This is a genomic window from Massilia genomosp. 1 (assembly GCF_011682185.1).
GTDB classification, from domain to species: domain Bacteria; phylum Pseudomonadota; class Gammaproteobacteria; order Burkholderiales; family Burkholderiaceae_D; genus Telluria_A; species Telluria_A rubra.
The window spans coordinates 1-203 of sequence record NZ_WHJF01000723.1; the positions used below are offsets into that span (position 1 = coordinate 1).

The following is a 203-nucleotide window of genomic DNA, read 5'->3' on the forward strand; positions in this document are numbered from 1 at the left end:
GCGTCGATGCATGACAGCCGCGCCGCCGTGCCGCTGTCGCACATCACGAAGCAACGGGTCACCAATTTGTACGATGTGATGGATGCTGCCTACTGCAGCAAAGAGTTGCACGACCACTGCCGCGCACTGGGACACGTCCCCCTGATCGACCATAATCCGCGTGGCGGCGAGAAGGAACACTTCGCGCCTGCCGATGAAGTTCG

At 61.1% G+C, this 203-nt stretch carries 1 pseudogene; it reads left to right on the top strand.

The window, feature by feature from the left end:
• Positions 1 to 203 (top strand): annotated as a pseudogene (locus F1735_RS35430) (IS5/IS1182 family transposase); the annotation flags it as partial.